Origin of the sequence: Dongia mobilis (assembly GCF_004363235.1) — a bacterium.
GTDB lineage: Bacteria > Pseudomonadota > Alphaproteobacteria > Dongiales > Dongiaceae > Dongia > Dongia mobilis.
Genome location: NZ_SNYW01000006.1, coordinates 25742 through 44345, shown reverse-complemented (window position 1 = coordinate 44345; position 18604 = coordinate 25742). Strand labels below are relative to the sequence as shown.

Annotated in this window: 18 protein-coding genes and 1 tRNA gene; 5 read left to right on the top strand and 14 right to left on the bottom strand. The window is 66.2% G+C overall.

The window, feature by feature from the left end; translation table 11 throughout:
- The first annotated feature begins 47 nt into the window (after nucleotides 1-47).
- Complete coding sequence (locus tag A8950_RS01810) at nucleotides 48-950, top strand: hydrogen peroxide-inducible genes activator (RefSeq protein ID WP_133611858.1); 903 nt, start codon at nucleotides 48-50, stop codon at nucleotides 948-950.
- An 11-nt stretch (nucleotides 951-961) separates the two neighbouring features.
- Here the strand turns inward: A8950_RS01810 and A8950_RS01805 are convergent, their stop codons facing one another.
- Nucleotides 962-1429: a PAS domain-containing protein gene (locus A8950_RS01805; protein WP_166644943.1), complete on the bottom strand. Its 468-nt coding sequence runs from the start codon at nucleotides 1427-1429 to the stop codon at nucleotides 962-964.
- Nucleotides 1430-1455: 26 nt separating this feature from the next.
- Nucleotides 1456-2406 carry an aldo/keto reductase gene (locus A8950_RS01800; RefSeq protein WP_133611854.1) on the bottom strand — a complete coding sequence of 317 codons (951 nt, stop codon included), beginning with the start codon at nucleotides 2404-2406 and terminating at the stop codon, nucleotides 1456-1458.
- A 169-nt stretch (nucleotides 2407-2575) separates the two neighbouring features.
- Between A8950_RS01800 and A8950_RS01795 the strand changes: the two genes are divergently transcribed.
- Nucleotides 2576-4537 (top strand): hypothetical protein, encoded by a 1962-nt coding sequence (locus A8950_RS01795; RefSeq protein WP_133611852.1) that lies wholly within the window; start codon nucleotides 2576-2578, stop codon nucleotides 4535-4537.
- Between the two features lie 43 nt (nucleotides 4538-4580).
- Here the strand turns inward: A8950_RS01795 and A8950_RS01790 are convergent, their stop codons facing one another.
- Nucleotides 4581-5588, bottom strand: a complete 1008-nt coding sequence (locus A8950_RS01790) for an FkbM family methyltransferase (RefSeq protein WP_133611850.1) — start codon at nucleotides 5586-5588, stop codon at nucleotides 4581-4583.
- A gap of 206 nt (nucleotides 5589-5794) precedes the next feature.
- Here A8950_RS01790 and A8950_RS01785 point away from each other — a divergent pair, with 206 nt between their 5' ends.
- Nucleotides 5795-7081 carry a hypothetical protein gene (locus A8950_RS01785; RefSeq protein WP_133611848.1) on the top strand — a complete coding sequence of 429 codons (1287 nt, stop codon included), beginning with the start codon at nucleotides 5795-5797 and terminating at the stop codon, nucleotides 7079-7081.
- Nucleotides 7082-7119: 38 nt separating this feature from the next.
- On the opposite strand, the gene A8950_RS01780 is transcribed toward A8950_RS01785, so the two are convergent.
- The 8 genes from A8950_RS01780 to A8950_RS01745 form a co-directional block, all read right to left on the bottom strand.
- Nucleotides 7120-8397 carry an ArgE/DapE family deacylase gene (locus tag A8950_RS01780; protein ID WP_133611846.1) on the bottom strand — a complete coding sequence of 426 codons (1278 nt, stop codon included), beginning with the start codon at nucleotides 8395-8397 and terminating at the stop codon, nucleotides 7120-7122.
- Nucleotides 8398-8460: 63 nt separating this feature from the next.
- On the bottom strand, nucleotides 8461-9066 hold the full coding sequence (locus A8950_RS01775; protein WP_322090922.1) for a 2-hydroxychromene-2-carboxylate isomerase: 606 nt from the start codon (nucleotides 9064-9066) through the stop codon (nucleotides 8461-8463).
- A complete protein-coding gene (locus A8950_RS01770) occupies nucleotides 9060-9740 on the bottom strand; it encodes an SDR family oxidoreductase (RefSeq protein WP_133611844.1) in 681 nt (226 codons plus the stop codon). The genes A8950_RS01775 and A8950_RS01770 overlap by 7 nt, the downstream gene beginning before the upstream one ends.
- 3 nt (nucleotides 9741-9743) lie before the next feature.
- Complete coding sequence (locus A8950_RS01765) at nucleotides 9744-10127, bottom strand: RidA family protein (RefSeq protein WP_133611842.1); 384 nt, start codon at nucleotides 10125-10127, stop codon at nucleotides 9744-9746.
- Nucleotides 10124-10321, bottom strand: coding sequence for a DUF1272 domain-containing protein (locus tag A8950_RS01760; RefSeq protein WP_133611840.1), 198 nt, complete (start codon nucleotides 10319-10321; stop codon nucleotides 10124-10126). Before A8950_RS01760 ends, A8950_RS01765 begins: the two co-directional genes overlap by 4 nt.
- A 94-nt stretch (nucleotides 10322-10415) precedes the next feature.
- The gene (gene mgtE, locus A8950_RS01755; protein ID WP_133611838.1) at nucleotides 10416-11837 is read right to left on the bottom strand and encodes a magnesium transporter; all 1422 of its coding nucleotides are present in this window, start codon (nucleotides 11835-11837) and stop codon (nucleotides 10416-10418) included.
- A complete protein-coding gene (locus tag A8950_RS01750; protein ID WP_133611836.1) occupies nucleotides 11821-14130 on the bottom strand; it encodes an NADP-dependent malic enzyme in 2310 nt (769 codons plus the stop codon). Before A8950_RS01750 ends, mgtE begins: the two co-directional genes overlap by 17 nt.
- Before the next feature lie 153 nt (nucleotides 14131-14283).
- Nucleotides 14284-14368, bottom strand: a tRNA-Leu gene (locus A8950_RS01745).
- Between the two features lie 114 nt (nucleotides 14369-14482).
- Between A8950_RS01745 and lipB the strand changes: the two genes are divergently transcribed.
- On the top strand, nucleotides 14483-15127 hold the full coding sequence (gene lipB, locus A8950_RS01740; RefSeq protein ID WP_279513024.1) for a lipoyl(octanoyl) transferase LipB: 645 nt from the start codon (nucleotides 14483-14485) through the stop codon (nucleotides 15125-15127).
- Between the two features lie 154 nt (nucleotides 15128-15281).
- A complete protein-coding gene (locus tag A8950_RS01735; RefSeq protein ID WP_133611834.1) occupies nucleotides 15282-15557 on the top strand; it encodes a DUF6455 family protein in 276 nt (91 codons plus the stop codon).
- Here the strand turns inward: A8950_RS01735 and A8950_RS01730 are convergent.
- From A8950_RS01730 to A8950_RS01720, 3 genes are read right to left on the bottom strand one after another with little or no spacing between them, the layout of a single operon-like run.
- The gene (locus A8950_RS01730; protein ID WP_133611832.1) at nucleotides 15550-16317 is read right to left on the bottom strand and encodes an SDR family oxidoreductase; all 768 of its coding nucleotides are present in this window, start codon (nucleotides 16315-16317) and stop codon (nucleotides 15550-15552) included. The genes A8950_RS01735 and A8950_RS01730 overlap by 8 nt on opposite strands.
- An 8-nt stretch (nucleotides 16318-16325) precedes the next feature.
- Nucleotides 16326-16607 (bottom strand): acylphosphatase, encoded by a 282-nt coding sequence (locus tag A8950_RS01725; protein WP_133611830.1) that lies wholly within the window; start codon nucleotides 16605-16607, stop codon nucleotides 16326-16328.
- Nucleotides 16607-18592, bottom strand: a complete 1986-nt coding sequence (locus A8950_RS01720; protein WP_133611829.1) for an acetyl-CoA carboxylase biotin carboxylase subunit — start codon at nucleotides 18590-18592, stop codon at nucleotides 16607-16609. The genes A8950_RS01725 and A8950_RS01720 overlap by 1 nt, the downstream gene beginning before the upstream one ends.
- Nucleotides 18593-18604 lie beyond the last annotated feature (12 nt).

The window sequence follows — 18604 nt, the reverse complement described above, 5'->3', positions numbered from 1 at the left end:
TCGATCCGTCGCATTAATTATTAAATATTAATCGACAGGATCGATTCATGAGGACGCTGCCTACCCTTCGCCAGCTGCGCTATCTGGTGGCCATCGCCGACCATCGCCATTTCGGCCGGGCGGCCGAGGCCTGCTTCGCCACGCAATCCACCCTGTCGGCCGGGCTGCAGGAACTGGAGAACCTACTCGACGTAAAGCTGGTCGAGCGCTCCAAGCGGCGCGTCATGCTGACGCCGCTGGGCGAGGCCGTGGTGGCGCGCGCCCGCATCGTGCTGCGCGAGGCCGAGGATCTGGCCGAACTCGCCCATGCCTCGAAGGACCCGCTATCGGGACCCTTGCGCCTTGGCGTCATTCCGACCATCGGCCCCTATCTGCTGCCGCGCGTGCTGCCGCCCCTGCGCCAGCGCTATCCCAATTTGCGGCTCTATCTGCGCGAGGACATGACGGCGCGCCTGCTTGATGCACTCCATGACGGCGAGATTGACGTGGCGCTTATCGCCCTGCCCTTCCCGACCGATGAGCTGGAAGTTCGGCGGCTGGGGGCGGATCCGTTCCTGCTGGCCTGCCGCAGCGACGATCCGCTGGCCAAGGCGAAAGCACCGGAACTGGAGCACCTGCCGGAGGAGCGGCTGCTGCTGCTGGATGAGGGGCATTGCCTGCGCGAACATGCCCTGGCCGCCTGCCGCCTGGAACCCTCGCATCACCGCGACGATTTCCGCGCCACCAGCCTCCCTACCCTGGTCCAGATGGTGGCGAACCAGCTGGGCGTCACCCTGCTGCCGAAAATGGCGGTGGATGCCGGCCTGCTGGCCGGGACCGGCCTCATCACCCGCGACCTCGCCGACACCACGCCGGCGCGCGGCATCGCGCTGGTCTGGCGCAAGACCACGCCGAGGAGCGCGGAATTCGACCTGCTGGCCGGCGTGTTGCACGAATTTGCCGCCGGCTGAAGCCGCCCGACTCACATGCCGAAGGGCGGGGCCTGGTGCAGGTCGGTTGCGATCGAGAAGACCAGGATCATGGTGACACGCTCGCCATCACTGGAGAGCGGCAGGAACAGATCCTCCTCGCCGACATAGCGGTCGACCACCTGGAAGGGATCGGCGACATAAAGCGGCGCCCGGATTCGGCAGACCTCATCGTAATTGGCCAGCGCCGCCTCGGCCGAGGAAGCGAAATAGGCATCGCCCACGGCGCGGCCGGTCGGGTCATAGCCGCGCAGTTCGACTTCCTGGGTGCCGACCAGCCGATAGACGTAGCGGCGCGGATCGTCGACCACATCGACGAGGGTGATGTGCGGCAGATAGCGCCTGATCTCCGCCGGATCGATATCGCCGCGCGCCGGCATCGCCCGGTCGCCGCGTTTCTCTTCCCAGTAGCGCAACACGGCGAGAACGTCGGGATGACATGTCTCGCGCCAGTTCTCCATGCCCACCTCGCCGTTCTCCACCCCTTTCAGGAATATGCGCTGGCCCGGTCGAGCCGCGCCAGCGCGGATTGATCGAGGCGCAGCTCGGTCGCCGCTACCAGCTCCTGCAACTGCGCCGGCGACGTGGCACTGGCGATCGGCGCCGTCACTGCCGGCTGCGCCATCAGCCAGGCCAATGCCACGCGGGTCGGCGTGGAGGCCGTCTCGGCAGCGATATCGTCAAGTGCGGCCAGGATGCGCCGGCCGCGCGCATCGAGATATTTGGCGACATCCTCGCCGCGCGGACTCTTCGCAAGATCCTGTTCATTGCGATATTTGCCGGTCAGGAATCCGCCAGCGAGGGAGAAATAGGTAATGACGCCGATTCCTTCCCTTTGACAAAGGTCGGCGAGGCCTGCCTCGAAGCCCGCACGTTCGCAAAGATTATATTCCGGCTGCAGGCATTCGTAGCGCGGCAGGCCGTCGCGGCGATGGGCGTCGAGTGAAGCCTGCAGGCGCGCCACGCTGAAATTGGAGCAGCCGATGACGCGCACCTTGCCGGCCGCGATGAGCTGCTGGTAGGCGGCGAGCGTTTCCTCGACCGGCGTTTCCGGATCGTCCCAATGCGACTGATAAAGATCAATATAGTCCGTCTGCAGCCGGCGCAGCGAATTCTCGACCGCCTGCACGATATAGGCCCGGGAAAGCCCCTTCATGCCCGGCCCCATCTCGGAACCGACCTTGGTCGCGATCACGATCCGGCCGCGGTTGCCGCGCGCTTTCAGCCAGCGACCGATAATCACCTCGGATTCGCCCCCCTGATTGCCCGGGGCCCATTTGGAATAGACATCGGCTGTGTCGATGAAATTGAGGCCGGCATCGACCAGGCCATCGAGCAGGCGGTGCGACATCGCCTCGTCCGCCGTCCAGCCGAAGACATTGCCGCCGAAGCAGAGCCTGGACACCATCAGCTCGGAACGGCCAAGACGCACACCCATGAAATGTTCACTCCCCATATGATCCGGCGCGGGCCGGCAAGGCGCCCTGCCGCCGGCAGCCACCCAACAAGGCGACGGACGCCCGGTCAAGCCCAATCAGCAGCCGGCTGCGACATTCCGGGTAGCTGGCAATGGGCGCAACCATCCACTAGTATCGGCTCGATTTCCCGTGGCAAAGCGGGGCCGTGCCGACAACCCGATCGAATTGACGCCGATGCTGCTCGACAACCTTTTTGCGCGCAAAAAACCGAAACAGAAGGACGCCCGGACGCGCGCTCCCGGCGCGCCGAAGAAGGACAGCGCCAGCATCAAAATCGCAAGCGGCTGGGAAACGGCAGCATCGCGACTGGCCGAAATCGGCGCCAGACGCGTCCTCGTCCATGGCGACGCCGCCGCCCTCGCCGCGGCCAGGGCCAGCCTGCCCGGCCGCGACATCACCTGGATCAGCCACGCGCTGGCCGAGGTCGGGGCGGGGGCCCAGTTGGCGGAGGATCTCGACTGGTCGGGCTTTGACGCCGCCATCTGCGCCGGCAGCGATCTTGCCGCCCGCTATCGCCAATCCCTGCGCCTGATGCTGGCCGGCGACGCGACGCGGCCGGTGCTCTGGGTCGGCGAGGGATTCGAGTTCTGCGGCGGCTCGCTTTCGGCGCCGCTCGAGGCCGACGAGGTCGAGGGGCTGCTCTTCAACCACTTCCAGGAATTCTTCGGCGTCAAGGATCCGCTGCAGTTCCGCATCGAGGTCTATCACGGACCCGAGGTAAAGCGGTTCTATCGCATCCTGGAGCCGAACCAGTCACTGGTACTGCGCCTTGGCGCGTATTTCCCGCAGCGGCAACATCCCACTTCGCTTGCCGCCTTTGTCGAGCACCCGATCCTGACGCGCGAGCGGCACTATCGCCTCAGGCTGTGCGCCGACGTGTTCTGGCGCGGCTCCTTCACGACACTGCACTCCGCCCATGAATTCGGCCGCAGCCCGAGTCACAAGGTCGAGTTCCGCGCCCCGGCCTGGCTGGTGCGGCAAGGCGAAGTCGCGCTCACCATCCCCAATTTCGAGCACAATGCCGATGCGGCAATGCCGATCGAGACATCCCGGGGCGGCCGGCCCGGCCAGCAGCTGCGCGATACCGGCAGCTATCTGCAGCAGGCCAATCTGCCGCGCGACGGCAGTGCCGATGGCAGCTTCATGGGCTGGCGCTATCGCGGCTATGGCGGATCGAACTGGTTCGCGCTGGATTCCCTGGCACAGGACGGCACAGGGCTTCGCAACAGCATCGCCGGCAATCACCATGTCTCCTGCCCGATCGAGGATCGCCCGGATTTCGCCGCCAGCCCGGCGGAGATTGCCCGGTTTGCCGAGGTGCTGGCGCAGGGCTATCTGGTCGAGCCCTATGGCGTGCCGCTGCGCCTGCCCGGCAATCTGGAGTTTGGCTTCGAGGCGGATGCCGCCAACCCGAGCCATCGCCATCTGCGCATCGACTTCTTCGACGCGGCTGGCAGTCATCTCGGCCACCAGGAAATTGTCAAGTCCGCGCCGGGGCCGCTCTTCGCCGGCGACATCCTGGCCGGCTGGGACGACCCGAAGCGGGACGCGGCGCACCTTGCCTTCATCATCCATGATTTCGCCCGCGCCGGCCTGCGCTACAAGGGCTTCAAGGCGATGGCCAATCTGGTGGTGCGCGACCGGCGCAGCGGCGACCGCGATTTCACCGAGTTCCAGTCCTGCTGGCGCAATCTGGGCGCTGCCGTGCCGGGATTCCCGCACTGGCTCTCGGACCAGCTGGCCATCGTCGGCCGCACCAATGTCTTCGGCCGGGTACGCTGCGATCGCGGCCTGCGCACCGCCGTCATGGCGGTGCACGGTTCCGGCCGCCTCGGCTATCGCAACCGGGCGCGCACCGAGTTCATTGCCGTCAACAATGCCGGCAAGCGCCTTTCCGGCAGCGTCACCATCCCCTCCTTCACCGCGCAGATGATCTGGCTCGACGAGTTGCTGCCGGGACTGGCCGACCATCTCGGCACCAGCGGCAACGGCGCCCTGCTGGTGCAATCGGGCGATGCCGATCTCGCCTGCCAGATCGTCACCACCAGCCCTGCCGGGGCCGTTGCCCTGCAGCATCTCTGGGGCTATTGACCGACAACCGGTGCGCGGGCGGCGGAGGCCGGCAGCGCCCGCGCTAGAAATCCCAGGATCTGTCGAGCCAGTAATCGGCCTTGCGGCCATGGCCGATGCCGGTGACGCGGCTGAGCTTGCGCGCCAGCTTGCCGAGCCAGTCGGCGCGCTGCAGCAGGCCGGGGCGGGGCGCCGCCGCTTTCACCAGGGCGATGAGGGCATCGGCCTCGGCAGCCGACCAGCGTCCCTGATCGCGCCCGGCCTCGGCCAGCCACAGCGCCTCGTCGAGGAAGCGGTAGAGCAGCAGGATGACGAAGAGCTTGAGTGCCGCCGTCACATCGCCGCCGGCCAGCACGGCCTCGGGATCGCGCAGATAGAGGGCGTCGCCGGCGATGAGGCGGCAGGAGATGTCGCGCCGGTTCTTCAGGATGTTGAGGTGGCGCCGCAGATAGGCATGCGAGCGGTTGCCGACGAAGCGATAGCTGCGCACCGGCAGGATGTCGAACAGCACGAAGCCGCGCGCCTGGAGATGCGCGTCGAGATCGGTGAACAGCGGCTGGCCCCGATAGAGCTCGGCGAATTCCACCTCGGTCTGGATGGCGAGAACCTCGGCCAGATGTTCGTCGCGCGTGCCCTTGAAGATGTCGAGTTCGGCGCCCTGGACATCGAGCTTGACGAGGTTCGGCAGCGGTCGCTGGTGGCGGTCGATGAAGTCGGAGAGCGTCAGCAGGGGCACCTCGATCACCTTGGCTAGCGTGCCATAGCTGGTCGGGCCGAAGCGGAACATCAAATCCGGATTGGGCGGATAGAGCGACGAGCCGGAAGGCTTCTGCAGGACGTGGAGCCGGCCGGTGCCGGTGGTGCCGCCGAGGGCCACCGGAAACCAGGATTCGTTGGCCGGTGCCTGGCGCGCCTGCAGCGCGCAGGCCGCCTCGTCCGGCTCGAACAGATCGATCTGCATCAGCCCGGCATAGGGCCGCCAATGATCCTGCATGCCGCCGCGTGCGCCCACATCGATGCAATGCAGGGGATTGGCAGCCAGCCGCTCGGTCAGGATTCGGGGTTGGGTCATCGCTGCTCGCCGTCGCTCGGGAAGTCGGAATTGACGGCATCTTGGCCGCGCTGGCTCTGGCGAGTATACCGGCACCCGCCCAGGGTCAAGCTGCCGCCGGACTGGGCGCCGGGTGCCGCCCCTTGATCACCGCCCTGATCCACGTCACACTCTGGCTCGATTGCGGTGAAATTGAATTATATCAACACGTTAAGAAAGTAGTCATCATGATGGAGGCGGCTAGGCGCGCCTGGATGCGCTGGGTGGAACGCCCCGAGACGGCCGGTGCCAAGCTGGCCCGCCGGATCGATTGGGAAAGCGCCACGCCCGGGCGAATCACCGTGCTCTGTCTGGAGCGGAGCCAGTTCATCAAGGACATCGAGGAACTGCGCCGCCTGACCGACATGAACTGGGTGACGCTGAGCTCGACCCGGGTCAAGCTGCGCCAGGAATTGTGGGTCCCCGAGGCCGACCGCGAGCAGGGCTATTTTTCGGTCTGGCTGAAGGAAAAGCGCTGCGCCCATCTGCGCCCCATCCTCGAGCGCTTCGGCATCGGCCTGCTGCGCGAGGCGCAGAAGGTCATGCCGGTAGACGCGGTCGCTGCCGCCAATATCGACTATTGGCAGGACGAAGCGCTGAAACTCGGCTGCCGGCGCCTCGGCATTCCCTTCCTGGTGCTGTGCCGCGAGAACTACACGATTCCCTGGACCGTGCCCTGGATGCACGATCACCTGGCGAAGTCGGGATTCCGCTTCGAGGGCCAGGGCCTCGCCGTCTTCAGTCAGGCCACCAAGGACGCCTTCGCCCCCGGCTTCGACAATGCGGACGATATCTGGATCACCGGCGCCCCGCGCTATGACCGCTGGATGCATCTGGAGCCACTGCCGGAAAGCGCCAAGAACGCCATCTCGCTGATCACCTTCAGCGATCCAGGTTACATGGCCACCAACACCTTCCTCGATGTCGCCGCCATCTTCGACAAGGTGGCGCGGGCCGAACATCGCGACGGCCTCACCTGGCTGGTGAAGTGCAAGAAGCGCGGCGACCGCAAGCGGACGCTGCAGAAGATCGGCGCGCTGGAAGGCTCGCCGCTCGATTTCCAGTACGACACGCCCCTCTTCGAACTCTATCCGCGCTCGCGCATCGTCATCGGCTACAATTCGCTGGCCCTGGTCGAGGCGATGCTGACCGACGCGCCGGTCGTGGTGCCCTGCTGGGGCGAGACGCGGCCGCCGCGCCGCGATGTGCTGCTGGACTACAACGACCCGCTGACCCGGCGCGTGGTGACCTTTGCCGATTCGCCGGAGGCTTTCGCCGACCTGCTGACCCGAGCTGCCCGCGGCGAGAAGCTGCCGACCGGCAGCAGCGAGGACCGGCGCGCCTTGTTCGAGCAACACATCCATGTGCCGGGACGCGACGGCGGCCCGGCTACCGCCTCGGCCGCGACGGAAGCCTTTGTCCGCCATTATGTGGCGCGGGCGCGGCAGCAGGGCATGCCTCGGCAAGCCGCCTGAAGCTCTTTACTGCCCGGTCAGTCGGGAAAAAACCGGCTTCAGTGCCTCTTCTCGACCCCGCACCAATCGGCCATGAAGAGGGCGATGCCCTGGGTGATCTTCCTGAGCGAGTCGAGATTGACGCGCTCGTCGAAGCCGTGGATGTCCTCGGCCAAGGGGCCATAGACCAGGGCCGGCGTGTCGGCATAGAGGCCGAAGAAGCGCGCATCGGTCGTCGCGGTGGTGGCGACGCGCGACAATTCGGCATTGAAAGCCAGACGATGCGCGCCCTCGAGGCAGGCCAAGGCCGCATCGGCATCCTTCACCACATAGGGCTCCGCCTGGAAACCGTGATAGACCACCTCCGGCGGGTTGTTGGCGAGGAAGCTGTGCTTGGCCGATGCCTTCCTGACCGTCTCCTCCACTTCGCGGCGCACCCTCTCCAGTTCCATGCCGGGAAAGAACGAAATGCGCATGTCGAAGGTGCACCAGGCGGGAACGCTTGACGTCCAGTCGCCGCCGGCGATCTTGGAAACCACGAAATTGATCGGGTGCCTGTGCTCCTGCCACATCTCGTGGCGGGCGGCGTTCCAGCTTTCCTCCAGCTCATGCAGTGCCTGGATGACCGGCCAGGCCGCCTCGATCGCATTCGACCCGGTGCCGGCATAGGCGACATGGACTGGCTTGCCGCGCACCTTGACCTGGAACCACATGACGCCGAGCTGGCCTGAGAGCACGCAATCGCCCATCGGTTCCGGGATGATCGCCGCCTCGCCGCGATAGCCGCGCTGCAGGCAGGCAAGGGCACCATTGCCGGTGCATTCCTCCTCGACCACCGATTGCTGGTAGACCTCCGCCGCCGGCTGCAGGCCGAGGCGCGCCAGCGCATCGAAGGCGGCCAGGTTGGCATAGAGCCCGGCCTTCATGTCGCCACCGCCGCGGCCATAGAGCCAGCCCTCCTTCTCGTAGACATCGAAGGGCGGCCGGGTCCAGAGATCGGCGGGGCCGGTCGGCACCACGTCGATATGGCCGTTGAGGATGAGCGAACGGCCCTTCTTCTCGCGCGGCCGATGCGTGCCGACCACGTTATAGGCATTGTCATAGGAGATCGCGACCGGCGAAAAGCCGGGCAGGTGCTGGATGTCCGCCACCTCGATCTTCCAATGGTCGACCGAGAGGCCGCGCCGACGGTATTGCGCCGCCATGAAATCCTGGGCGCTCGCCTCCTGGCCGCGCAGCGACGGGATCGCGGTCAGCGCCGCGGTCTCTCGGACCTGTTCGTCGAAACCGGCATCGACGGCGGCGATGATGTCACGGGCAAGGGCTTGGTCGAGCATGGGCGGCACCTGGATCGAGAGTTGGAATGCTGCCAGCCACTCTAAAGAGGCCACTTCTTCCTGTCACCAGCCGCCGCTCTTGATCCAGTCCCGCAAATCGGCAAGGCGGTCATTGCCCCAGAAGGGTTCGCCGTCGACGATGAAGAAGGGCGAGCCAAAGACGCCCCTGGCGACGGCGCCATCGGTCTCGGCCCGCAGCCTTTCCTTGATGGCGGGATCGGCGATGGCAGCGAGGATGGCATCGGCATCGAATCCGGCCTTGCCGGCGATCTCGGCCACCGTTTCGCCCTTGGTGATGTTGATGCCCTCGGCGAAGCAGGCGTCATACAGGGCCAGGGCCAGTTTCTTCGCCGCGGCCGGCGATTGCGCCTCCGCCCAGTAGAAGGCCCGCGCCGCCGCCATGGTGGGGAGCGGAAATCCCTCCGGCAGTTGGAACGGCAGGCCGAGGCGCCTTGCCGTGCGCTTCAGGTCGTGGAGGTGATAGGGTCCGCGCAGGGGCTGGGCGATGAGGGGCGACTGCCCGGTCGCCTTGAAGGCAACGCCCAGCAGGATCGGCCGCCAGAGAATGTCGCGACCCAGTTCCGCGCCCAGCGCCTCGACCCGGTGCGCGGCGAGATAGCCATAGGGCGAGGAAAAGTCGAAATAGAACTCGACCGGCGCCTTCACCACGGGATGGTGCTGCCATCGTAATTGAAGAAGCGGCCACTCTGTGCCGGCGTCAGGCCGTCTATCACGCGCATGATGCCGGCGGCACTGTCACCCACCTTCACCGGTGCGTTGCGACCGCCCATGTCGGTCTGCACCCAGCCGGGATGCAGCACGACGACCGAGATCCCCTTGCCCTTCAACTCGGCAGCTGCGTTCGCCATCACCATGTTGAGCGCCGTCTTGGAGGCGCGATAGGCATAGCCGCCGCCACCCGGACCGTCGCCGATCGAACCCATCTTGCTGGTGATCGAGGCGATCTTCTTCATGCCGCCCTTCATGAGATTGGGCAGCAAGGCCTCGGCAAGCAGCAGCGGCGCCAGGGAATTCACCTGAATGGTCGCCAGGAAATCCTTGGGATCGGTCCTGCCGAAACCGCCGCGCTGGCCATAGACTCCAGCATTGTTGAGCAGCAGGTCGATCGGGCGCTTGCCGAGGGCAGCCTTCAACCTTGCGATCGAGGCCGGCTTGGCGACATCGAGGGTGCGGATCTCGACCTCGCCCCTGATGGCGGCAAGCGCCCTCGCCTCCTTCGGCTTGCGGCAGCAGGCGATGACGACCCAGCCCGCGGCGGCATAGCGTTTGGCGAGTTCCAGGCCGATGCCGCGATTGGCGCCGGTGATGAGGATGGTCGGCATGGGCTACCCCTGTTTCTTGGCGGTGACCTCGATCTCGATCTTCATCTTCGGGTCGACCAGGCCGGAGATGATCGCGGTCGAGGCCGGGCGGATCTCGCCGAAATACTGGCCGAAGACCGGCGCCACCCTGGGCCAGTCGGCGGGGTCGACGATGATGTAGCGGGCTCGCACCACGTCCTTGAGGCCCGAGCCGGCCTGTTCCAGCGCCGCCTGGATATTGCGGAAGGTCTGGTGGGTCTGTTCCACCACGTCGTCAGAGATGCTCATCTTGGCATAGTCGAAGCCGGTGGTGCCGGAAACGAAGATCCAGTCGCCATCCACCACGGCACGGGAATAGCCGGCGGTCTTTTCGAAGGCGGAACCGGAGGAGATCAGGCGACGGGTCATGATGCGCGGCTTTCCTTTTTCTGGCGGGCGGGGCGGCGCTGCAGGTCGCCGCCGCAATTGGGACAGATGTGGCTCATGGCCTGGGCACAGGAGGAGCACCAGGTGCATTCATAGGAGCAGATGAGGGCGTCGGCCGAATCCTCAGGGAGAATCCGCGCGCATTTCTCGCAGGTGCCGCGCATTTCGAGAGCCATGCCATTCCCCTCCATGCTTCACGCGAGGCGGCATCCTGCCAGCCGCGGCGGCCACCCACAAGACCGCGAAGCGGATATCCGCCATGCGCTCTCCTCAGGTGAGGAAGAGGGTGGCGAGGCCGAGGAAGGCGAAGAAGCCGAGGCAATCGGTGGTGGTGGTGAGGAAGGGGCCTGCACCGGTTGCCGGGTCGAAGCCCAGCTTTTCCATGACGATCGGGATGGTGGTGCCGGCAAAGCCGGCCCAGACCATGTTGAAGATCATGGCGGCGCCCAGCACGAAGCCGAGAGCCAGATTGCCGAACCAGAACCCGCCCAGTGTGCCGAGGATCGCGGCGAAGACCAGGGCATTCATGAAGCCCACCGCCAGTTCCTTCATGACGATGCGTCCGACATTGGAATTGGGGGTGATGTCGCGGGTGGCAAGTGCCCGCACCGTCACGGTGATGACCTGGACGCCGGCATTGCCGCCCATCGCGGCCGTGATCGGCATGAGCACGGCGAGGGCCGGGTAATGCCCGATCGTATCCTCGAAGCGCGAGATGACGAAGGCGGCGATGAGGGTGTTGACCAGCGTCACCACCAGCCAGCGGACGCGCTGGAAGGCCGTCACATGAACGGGCGCGTGAAAGTCGGTATCGCCGACGCCGACGATGTTGAGGAGGTCTTCCTCCGCTTCCTCGTCGATCACGCGCACGACGTCGTCGACCGTGATGACGCCGATGAGGCGACCGGCCGCATCCACCACGGGGGCGGACATCAGCGCATATTGCCGGAAGAGATAGGCCACCGCCTCCTGGTCGGTATCGGCGGGGACGAGGCGCAGTTCCTCGTCCATGATCCGGTTGAGGCCGGTTCCGCGCTTCGAGCGCAGCACCCGGGAAAGCGGCACGGAGCCGACCGGCTTGCCCGCCGCATCGACCACGAAAAGGTCGTAGAAATCATCCGGCAGGTCGGCGCTGCCGCGCAGGTGGTCGATGGTCTGGCCGACATCCCAGCTCGCCGGCACCGCCACCAGCTCGCGCTGCATCAGGCGCCCGGCGCTGTCCTCCGGATAGGTCAGGCCCTGCTCGATAAAGCCGCGTTCTTCCGCCGGCAGGTTTTCCAGCACCTGGCGCTGGGTCTCGTCGTCGAGATCCTCCAGCAGGTCGACGGCATCGTCGGAATCGAGCTCGGTGACGACCCGGGCGAGTTCGGCGGGCGCCATCTGCTCGACCACTTCCTCGCGCAGGGTCTCGTCCAGATGCGAGATCGTCTCCGGCTCCAATGCGTGCCGGGTGATGTCGAGGAACAGCTGCAGCTGCTCGGGTTCCAGATGCTCGATGAGGTCGGCGACATCGGCCGGGTGCAGCGGCTCGATCAGGCTTTCGACCAGGGCGACATCGCCCGCGGCGAGGGCGGAGGAGACGTTCTCCAGCAATTCCTCGGAGGGACCGTAGAGCTCCTCCTCGTCCACCGTCTCGACGAGGGTGGTGCGCTCCTCCTTCTCCTCGCGCGGATCGTCAGCCGTTCCGGCCATCGGCAGCCTTCCTGCGCTCGGGCTGCCGGTCCTGCGCCTCGACCGCGGCGATCGCCGTCATGTTGATGAGGCCGCGCACCGAGATTGCCGGCGAGACGATATGCGCCGGCAGATTGGTGCCGAGCAGGATCGGGCCGATGGAGAGCCCCTCGCCCAGCAGGCGCAGCAGGTTGAGCGTGATGTTGGCGGCGTCGAGATTGGGCATCACCAGCAGATTGGCGCGGCCCCTGAGGCGGGAGGACGGGAACAGCCGCTCCCGGATTGCCTCGGATACCGCCGAATCGCCCTTCATCTCGCCCTCGACCTCGAGCTCCGGATCGCGCTGCAGGATGAGGCCGAGCGCCCGGCGCATCCGGCGCGCGGAAGCCGTGTCGGAGGAGCCGAAATTAGAATGCGACAACAGTGCCACCTTGGGCGCGATGCCGAAGCGGCGCAGCCATTCCGCCGACAGCACCGCGCTTTCCGCGATCTCGTCATCGGTGGGTTCGGCTGTCACCTCGGTGTCGGTGATAAAGAAGGTTCCCGAGGAAAGCAGGACGGCGGTGACCGTGGAATAGGCCTTGAGGCCCGGCTTGCGGCCGATCACCTCGTGTACATAACCGAGATGGCGCTCGAAGCGACCGACCGTGCCGCAGATCAGGGCATCGGCCTCGCCGCGCCGGACCATCAGCGCGGCAATCAGCGTGTTGCGGGTGCGCACCAGGGTCCGCGCCGAATCCGGTGTCACTCCCTTGCGCTCGGTCAAGCTGTGATAGAGCGACCAGTATTCGTTGTAGCGGGGATCACCCTCGGGATCGCACAATTCGAAATCGCGCCCCTCGGCCAGGCGCAGGCCGATCTTCTGGATGCGGCGCTCGACCACGCCGCGCCGCCCGATCAGGATCGGTCGCGCCAGGCGCTCGTCGACCACCGACTGCACGGCGCGCAATACGCGCTCGTCCTCGCCCTCGGCATAGGCGATGCGACGCTGGTCGGCGCGCGCCCGCTCGAAGATCGGCTTCATGACGAGGCCAGAGCGAAACACGAATTGCTCCAGCCCGGTCCGGTAGGCGTCCCAATCGGCGATCGGCCGCGTGGCGACGCCGCTCTCCATCGCGGCCTTCGCCACCGCCGGCGCCACCTCGACGATGAGGCGCGGATCGAACGGCTTGGGGATCAGGAATTCCGGGCCGAACTGCAATTCCTGTCCGCCATAGGCCGAGGCGACGACGTCGGAGGATTCGGCCCGCGCCAGCTTGGCGATGGCATGGACGCAGGCGACCTTCATCGCCTCGTTGATCTCGGTCGCACCGACATCGAGGGCGCCGCGGAAAATGAAAGGGAAGCAGAGGACGTTGTTGACCTGGTTGGGATAGTCCGAGCGCCCGGTGGCGATGATGGCGTCGGGCCGCACCGCCTTCACCTCCTCGGGCAGGATCTCCGGGGTCGGATTGGCCAGCGCGAAGATGATCGGCCTCTGCCCCATCCGGCCCACCATCTCCTGGGTGAGCACGCGCGGCGCCGAGAGACCGAGGAACACGTCGGCGTCGCGGATGGCATCGCCCAGGGTGCGCGCATCGGTGCGGCGGGCATATTTCGCCTTCCTGGGGTCCATCAGCTCGGTGCGGCCCGCAAAGGCGACGCCGACGATGTCGGTGACCGTGACATTGGCAACCGGCAGGCCCAGCGCGACGAGAAGATCAAGGCAGGCCAGGGCCGCCGCACCAGCGCCGGAGGTCACCAGCTTCACGTCGGCAAGGTTCTTGCCGACCACTTCCAGTGCGTTCATCAGCGCCGCCGCGACGACGATCGCGGTGCCGTGCTGGTCGTCATGCATCACCGGGATCTTGACGCGCGATTTCAGCTTCGCCTCGATCTCGAAACATTCCGGTGCCTTGATGTCCTCGAGATTGATGCCGCCGAAGGTGGGCTCGAGGGCCGCCACGATCTCGACGAACTTGTCGGGATCGGTCGCGTCAACCTCGATGTCGAAGACGTCGATATCGGCGAACTTCTTGAAGAGGACGGCCTTCCCCTCCATCACCGGCTTTGCCGCCAGCGGGCCGATGGCGCCGAGGCCCAGCACGGCGGTGCCGTTGCTGACCACGGCGATGAGGTTGCTGCGGCTGGTGAATTCGGCAGCGGTCGCGGGGTCGGCGGCAATCGCCTCGGACGCGGCGGCAACACCCGGCGAATAGGCCAGAGCCAGATCGCGCTGGTTGGCGAGCGGCTTGGTAGCGGTGATGGCGATTTTGCCGGGCTTCGGCCGCCGGTGATATTCCAGCGCGCCTTCCCGCAGGTTGTCGTCCGCCATGTCGCCCCATCCTCCACTGCCGGCAATTGGCGCGGATTATAGCGGCAGGGCCAAGGGATGCCAGCGCGGCGACATGCGCGCTGGCGGGAATTTTCTGTCGATTCAGGGAGATAGACGAGCCAACGGAGCGGCTCGGAAAGAAGGCTGTCAGGTTGGTGCGGTCGAGAAGACTCGAACTTCCACGGGTTGCCCCACAGCGACCTCAACGCTGCGCGTCTACCAATTCCGCCACGACCGCGCCCCCAAGGGTCACATGACCCTTGCCAGACAGCGCGCCGGGGAATAGCAAATCGGCTGGCGCCGATCAAGCAAACAAAAACATCAATGTTTCAAAGGGGTTGCCGTGAGTGAATTGCAGCATCTGACGTGGCTGGCGGAAGATCGGCTGGTCGACTACCCGGAAGCCCTCGCTTTCATGGAGAACCGCGTTGCCGCGATCAGGGCCGGGACGGCGCCGGAAACCGTCTGGCTGCTGGAGCACCCGCCGCTCTACACCGCCGGTACCAGCGCCCGCCCCGCCGATTTGCTGCAGCCCGACCGCTTCCCCATCTATCAGGCCGGACGCGGCGGCCAGTTCACCTATCACGGCCCTGGCCAGCGCATCGGTTATGTCATGCTGGACCTGCGCGCCCGCGGCGGCGACGTGCGCGGCTTCGTCCACGATCTCGAGGAATGGTTGATCCGCACCCTCGCCCGCTTCAACGTGAAGGGCGAGCGGCGCGCGGGGCGCGTCGGCATCTGGGTGGCAGAGGGCAGGCGCGAGGACAAGATCGCCGCCATCGGCGTGCGCGTGCGGCATGGCGTCAGCTATCACGGCATCTCGCTCAACCTCGAACCCGATCTCGCGCATTTCGCCGGCATCGTGCCCTGCGGCATCGCGGAAAGCGAAGCGACGCCCTTTGGCGTCACCTCGCTGGTGAAACTCGGCATCCTCATCTCGATGCCCGAACTCGACATGGCGCTCCGGGGTGCCTTCGACGAGGTATTCGGCAGCTGACCCGGCAGTTGACCCGGCGGCTGACTTGCCGACCATCCTGGCGCGACCCTTGGTCGCGGCACAATTCGCCACATTGGCGCGGGGTGATGTCCGGGTCCCTAATTCGCCGATCCCCCGCGAGCAAAGAGGGGAACGCAGTGGATGGAGACGTATCATGAATCCGGAAGAAATCGCCCCGGGTCGCGCCGAATCCGGCGCCTCGCTCGGCGCCATGCTAATCCTGCTCGACCTCAGGCCCGAAACCGTTCAGCAGCAATGCGGCACGGATCGGCTGCAAACCGCCATGCAGCGTTGCCTCGCCTGTCCGACCCATGACACCTGCGCCCACTGGATTGCCGATGGGTGGCGGCGGCGTGATGCGTGGCAGGGTTTCTGCCCGAATGCCGATATGCTGCAATCCGCGCTGCAGCCGAAGCCCGGCCTCAGATAGCGCCGCGGCTCGAGCCGCCATCGAGGCGGAAATAGCCGCCGGTGGTATAGGCAGAGGATTGGCCGCAGAGGAAGGCGACCATGGCGCCGAACTCGGCCGCCTCGCCATAGCGGCCGGCCGGGATCTCCGCCGCGCCTTCGGCCTGAATCGCCTCCAGCGATTTGCCGCTGCGCGCCGCGGCGGCGGTATCGAGGCTCGCCGTGCGCTCGGTCGCAAAGGCGCCGGGTGCCACCGTATTCACCGTGACGCCCTGCCCCGCCACTTCATCCGCCAGCGAGCGCAGCCAGTTCTGCAGCGCCGCGCGCAGCGCGTTCGAATAGACCAGGCCGGGGATCGGCTCCTGCACGCTGGTGGACGCGATCGAGACGATGCGGCCCCAGCCACGGCTGGCCATGCCGGCGCCGAGATGGGCGGCGAGTTCGATCTGGTTGAGGAACATGGCGTCGAATTGCCGGCGCCACTGGGCGCGGTCGAAGGCCTGTGCCGTCACCGGCGGCGGCGGCGGCGCATTGAGGACGAGGATGTCGTAGCCGCGCGGATCGGCAAGGACAGGCTCGAGCGCCCCGCGATCGAAGAGATCGGCGACGATATAGCCGGCCTGGCCGCCCATTGTCGCGACCAGCGCCTGCATTTTCGCTGCGTTGCGTGCCAGCAACGTCACCGCGACGCCCTCCGCCGCCAGGGCCGCCGCCGATGCGGCGCCCAGACCCTGTGAGGCACCCAGGACCAAAGCGCGCTTGCCGTCGATGCCGAGATTCATCGTCCCTCCTAGGCGTCGTCGATCTGGCGGAAGTCGGCCGGCACCTCGCCGGAGAAATCGCTGGCCGTGACGCTGCTGACGCGGGCCGCGCGCGGACCCTCATGGCAGAGCGCGATCATCGCCTCCACCCTCTCCGCCGGCCCGGCAAGGAGCGCCTCGACCGAACCGTCGGCCCGGTTGCGCACCCAGCCCCTGAGGCCCAGCTTGGTGGCCTCCTGCACGGTCCAGGCGCGGAACCAGACCCCCTGAACCTTGCCGCTGATGACGCAGCGCCGCGCAATGCCGGCCATCAGGCGAACTCGACGATCACCTGGTCGACCGCCAGGCTGTCGCCGATGCTGGCATGGATCTTCGCCACCTTGCCGTCGCGCTCGGCGCGCAGGATGTTCATCATCTTCATGGCCTCGACCACGCAGAGCTCCTCGCCCGCCTTCACCTCCTGCGCCTCGGCAACCGCCAGCGAGACCAGCAGGCCCGGCATCGGCGAGAGCAGGTATTTCGAGAGATCCGGCGGCTGCTTCACCAGCATATGCGCATCAAGTTCCGCCGCGCGGGCGGTCAGCACCAGGAGATTGGCCTGGGCGCCAGCATAGGTCAGGCGATAGCCGATGCCGATCCGGTCCACCTGCAATGTGACCGAGCGGCCGTCGATGCGACCGCGCCACAGCACCTCTCCCAGCTTCCAGTCGCTTACCAGTTCGCGGCTCTTGCGCCCATCGATCACCGCAAAGCCCGCTGCGGTTTCCGCCAGCGTCACCCGGTGCTTGGCCTCGCCCAGCTTGACCACCCATTCCCCGCTGACGGCCGAACCGTTGCTGTGAAAGCGGGGGCTGCGGCCATGGGCGCGCAATTCGTACTGGTGATGGACGCAGGCCGCGACCGCGACGAGGTCGGCCAGATCATCTTCGGCCAGTTGCACACCATGGAAGCCGTCGGGGAATTCCTCGGCGATGAAGCCGGTGGTGAGGCGCCCGGCGACGAAGCGCTCATGAGCGACCAGTGCCGCCAGGAAGGGGATATTGTGGTTGAGGCCGCGGATGTGGAACGCATCCAGCGCCTCGCGCATGGCCTGGGTCGCCTCGCGCCGGTCGGCGCCATAGGTAACCAGCTTGGCGATCATCGGGTCGTAGAACATGCTGATTTCGGCACCTTCATAGACGCCGGAATCGACCCTCACCTGCGGCCCCGCCTTCGGCTCGCGATAGCGCACCAGGCGGCCGATCGAGGGCAGGAAGTTGCGCAACGGGTCCTCGGCATAGACCCGCGCCTCGATTGCCCAGCCCTTCAGCCTGATGTCGCTCTGCTTCAGTTTCAGCTTCTCGCCGGCGGCGACACGAATCATCTGCTCGACGAGGTCGAGCCCCGTCACCAGTTCGGTCACCGGATGCTCGACCTGGAGGCGCGTGTTCATCTCGAGGAAATAGAAGTTGCGCTTGCCGTCGACGATGAACTCGACCGTGCCGGCCGATTTGTATTGCACAGCCTTCGCCAGCGCCACCGCCTGCTCGCCCATGGCGGCGCGGGTCTTCTCGTCGAGGAAGGGCGATGGCGCTTCCTCGATCACCTTCTGGTGGCGGCGCTGGATCGAACATTCGCGCTCGCCCAGATAGAGACAATTGCCATGCCCGTCGGCCAGCACCTGGATCTCGATATGGCGCGGCTCCTCGATGAACTTCTCGATGAAGACGCGGTCGTCCGCAAAGGAGGATTTCGCCTCGGCCGTCGCCGAGCGGAAGCCGTCCCTTGCCTCGGCATCGTTATAGGCGACGCGCATGCCCTTGCCGCCGCCGCCGGCCGAGGCCTTGATCATGACCGGATAGCCGATCTCGCGCGCGATCTTCACGGCGTGGTCGGCATCCTTGATGACGTCGAGGAAGCCGGGGACCATGTTGACGCCGGCTTCCTTGGCCAGCTTCTTCGATTCGATCTTGTCGCCCATGGCGAAGATCGCATGCACGTCCGGGCCGATGAAGGTGATGCCGGCTGCCTTCAGGACCTCGGCAAACTTCATGTTCTCGGAAAGGAAGCCGTAGCCGGGATGCACCGCCTCGGCGCCGGTCTGCTTGCAGGCATCGACGATCTTCTCGATGACGAGATAGGATTCGCGCGCCGCAGCCGGGCCGATGGCGACCGCCTCGTCGGCCATGCGTACATGGAGCGCGTCGGCATCGGCCTCGGAATAGACCGCCACCGTCTTGATGCCCATGGCCCTGGCGGTCTTGATGACGCGGCAGGCGATTTCGCCACGATTGGCAATCAGGATTTTCTTGAACATCTTGCGTTTCCT

Coding starts and splice junctions, on each gene's coding strand:
- A8950_RS01810 (WP_133611858.1), top strand. CDS start 48: ATGAGGACGCTGCCTACCCTTCGCCAGCTGCGCTATCTGGTGGCCATC.
- A8950_RS01805 (WP_166644943.1), bottom strand. CDS start 1,429: ATGGAGAACTGGCGCGAGACATGTCATCCCGACGTTCTCGCCGTGTTG.
- A8950_RS01800 (WP_133611854.1), bottom strand. CDS start 2,406: ATGGGTGTGCGTCTTGGCCGTTCCGAGCTGATGGTGTCCAGGCTCTGC.
- A8950_RS01790 (WP_133611850.1), bottom strand. CDS start 5,588: ATGACCCAACCCCGAATCCTGACCGAGCGGCTGGCTGCCAATCCCCTG.
- A8950_RS01785 (WP_133611848.1), top strand. CDS start 5,795: ATGATGGAGGCGGCTAGGCGCGCCTGGATGCGCTGGGTGGAACGCCCC.
- A8950_RS01780 (WP_133611846.1), bottom strand. CDS start 8,397: ATGCTCGACCAAGCCCTTGCCCGTGACATCATCGCCGCCGTCGATGCC.
- A8950_RS01770 (WP_133611844.1), bottom strand. CDS start 9,740: ATGCCGACCATCCTCATCACCGGCGCCAATCGCGGCATCGGCCTGGAA.
- A8950_RS01765 (WP_133611842.1), bottom strand. CDS start 10,127: ATGACCCGTCGCCTGATCTCCTCCGGTTCCGCCTTCGAAAAGACCGCC.
- A8950_RS01760 (WP_133611840.1), bottom strand. CDS start 10,321: ATGGCTCTCGAAATGCGCGGCACCTGCGAGAAATGCGCGCGGATTCTC.
- mgtE (WP_133611838.1), bottom strand. CDS start 11,837: ATGGCCGGAACGGCTGACGATCCGCGCGAGGAGAAGGAGGAGCGCACC.
- A8950_RS01750 (WP_133611836.1), bottom strand. CDS start 14,130: ATGGCGGACGACAACCTGCGGGAAGGCGCGCTGGAATATCACCGGCGG.
- A8950_RS01735 (WP_133611834.1), top strand. CDS start 15,282: ATGAATCCGGAAGAAATCGCCCCGGGTCGCGCCGAATCCGGCGCCTCG.
- A8950_RS01730 (WP_133611832.1), bottom strand. CDS start 16,317: ATGAATCTCGGCATCGACGGCAAGCGCGCTTTGGTCCTGGGTGCCTCA.
- A8950_RS01725 (WP_133611830.1), bottom strand. CDS start 16,607: ATGGCCGGCATTGCGCGGCGCTGCGTCATCAGCGGCAAGGTTCAGGGG.
- A8950_RS01720 (WP_133611829.1), bottom strand. CDS start 18,592: ATGTTCAAGAAAATCCTGATTGCCAATCGTGGCGAAATCGCCTGCCGC.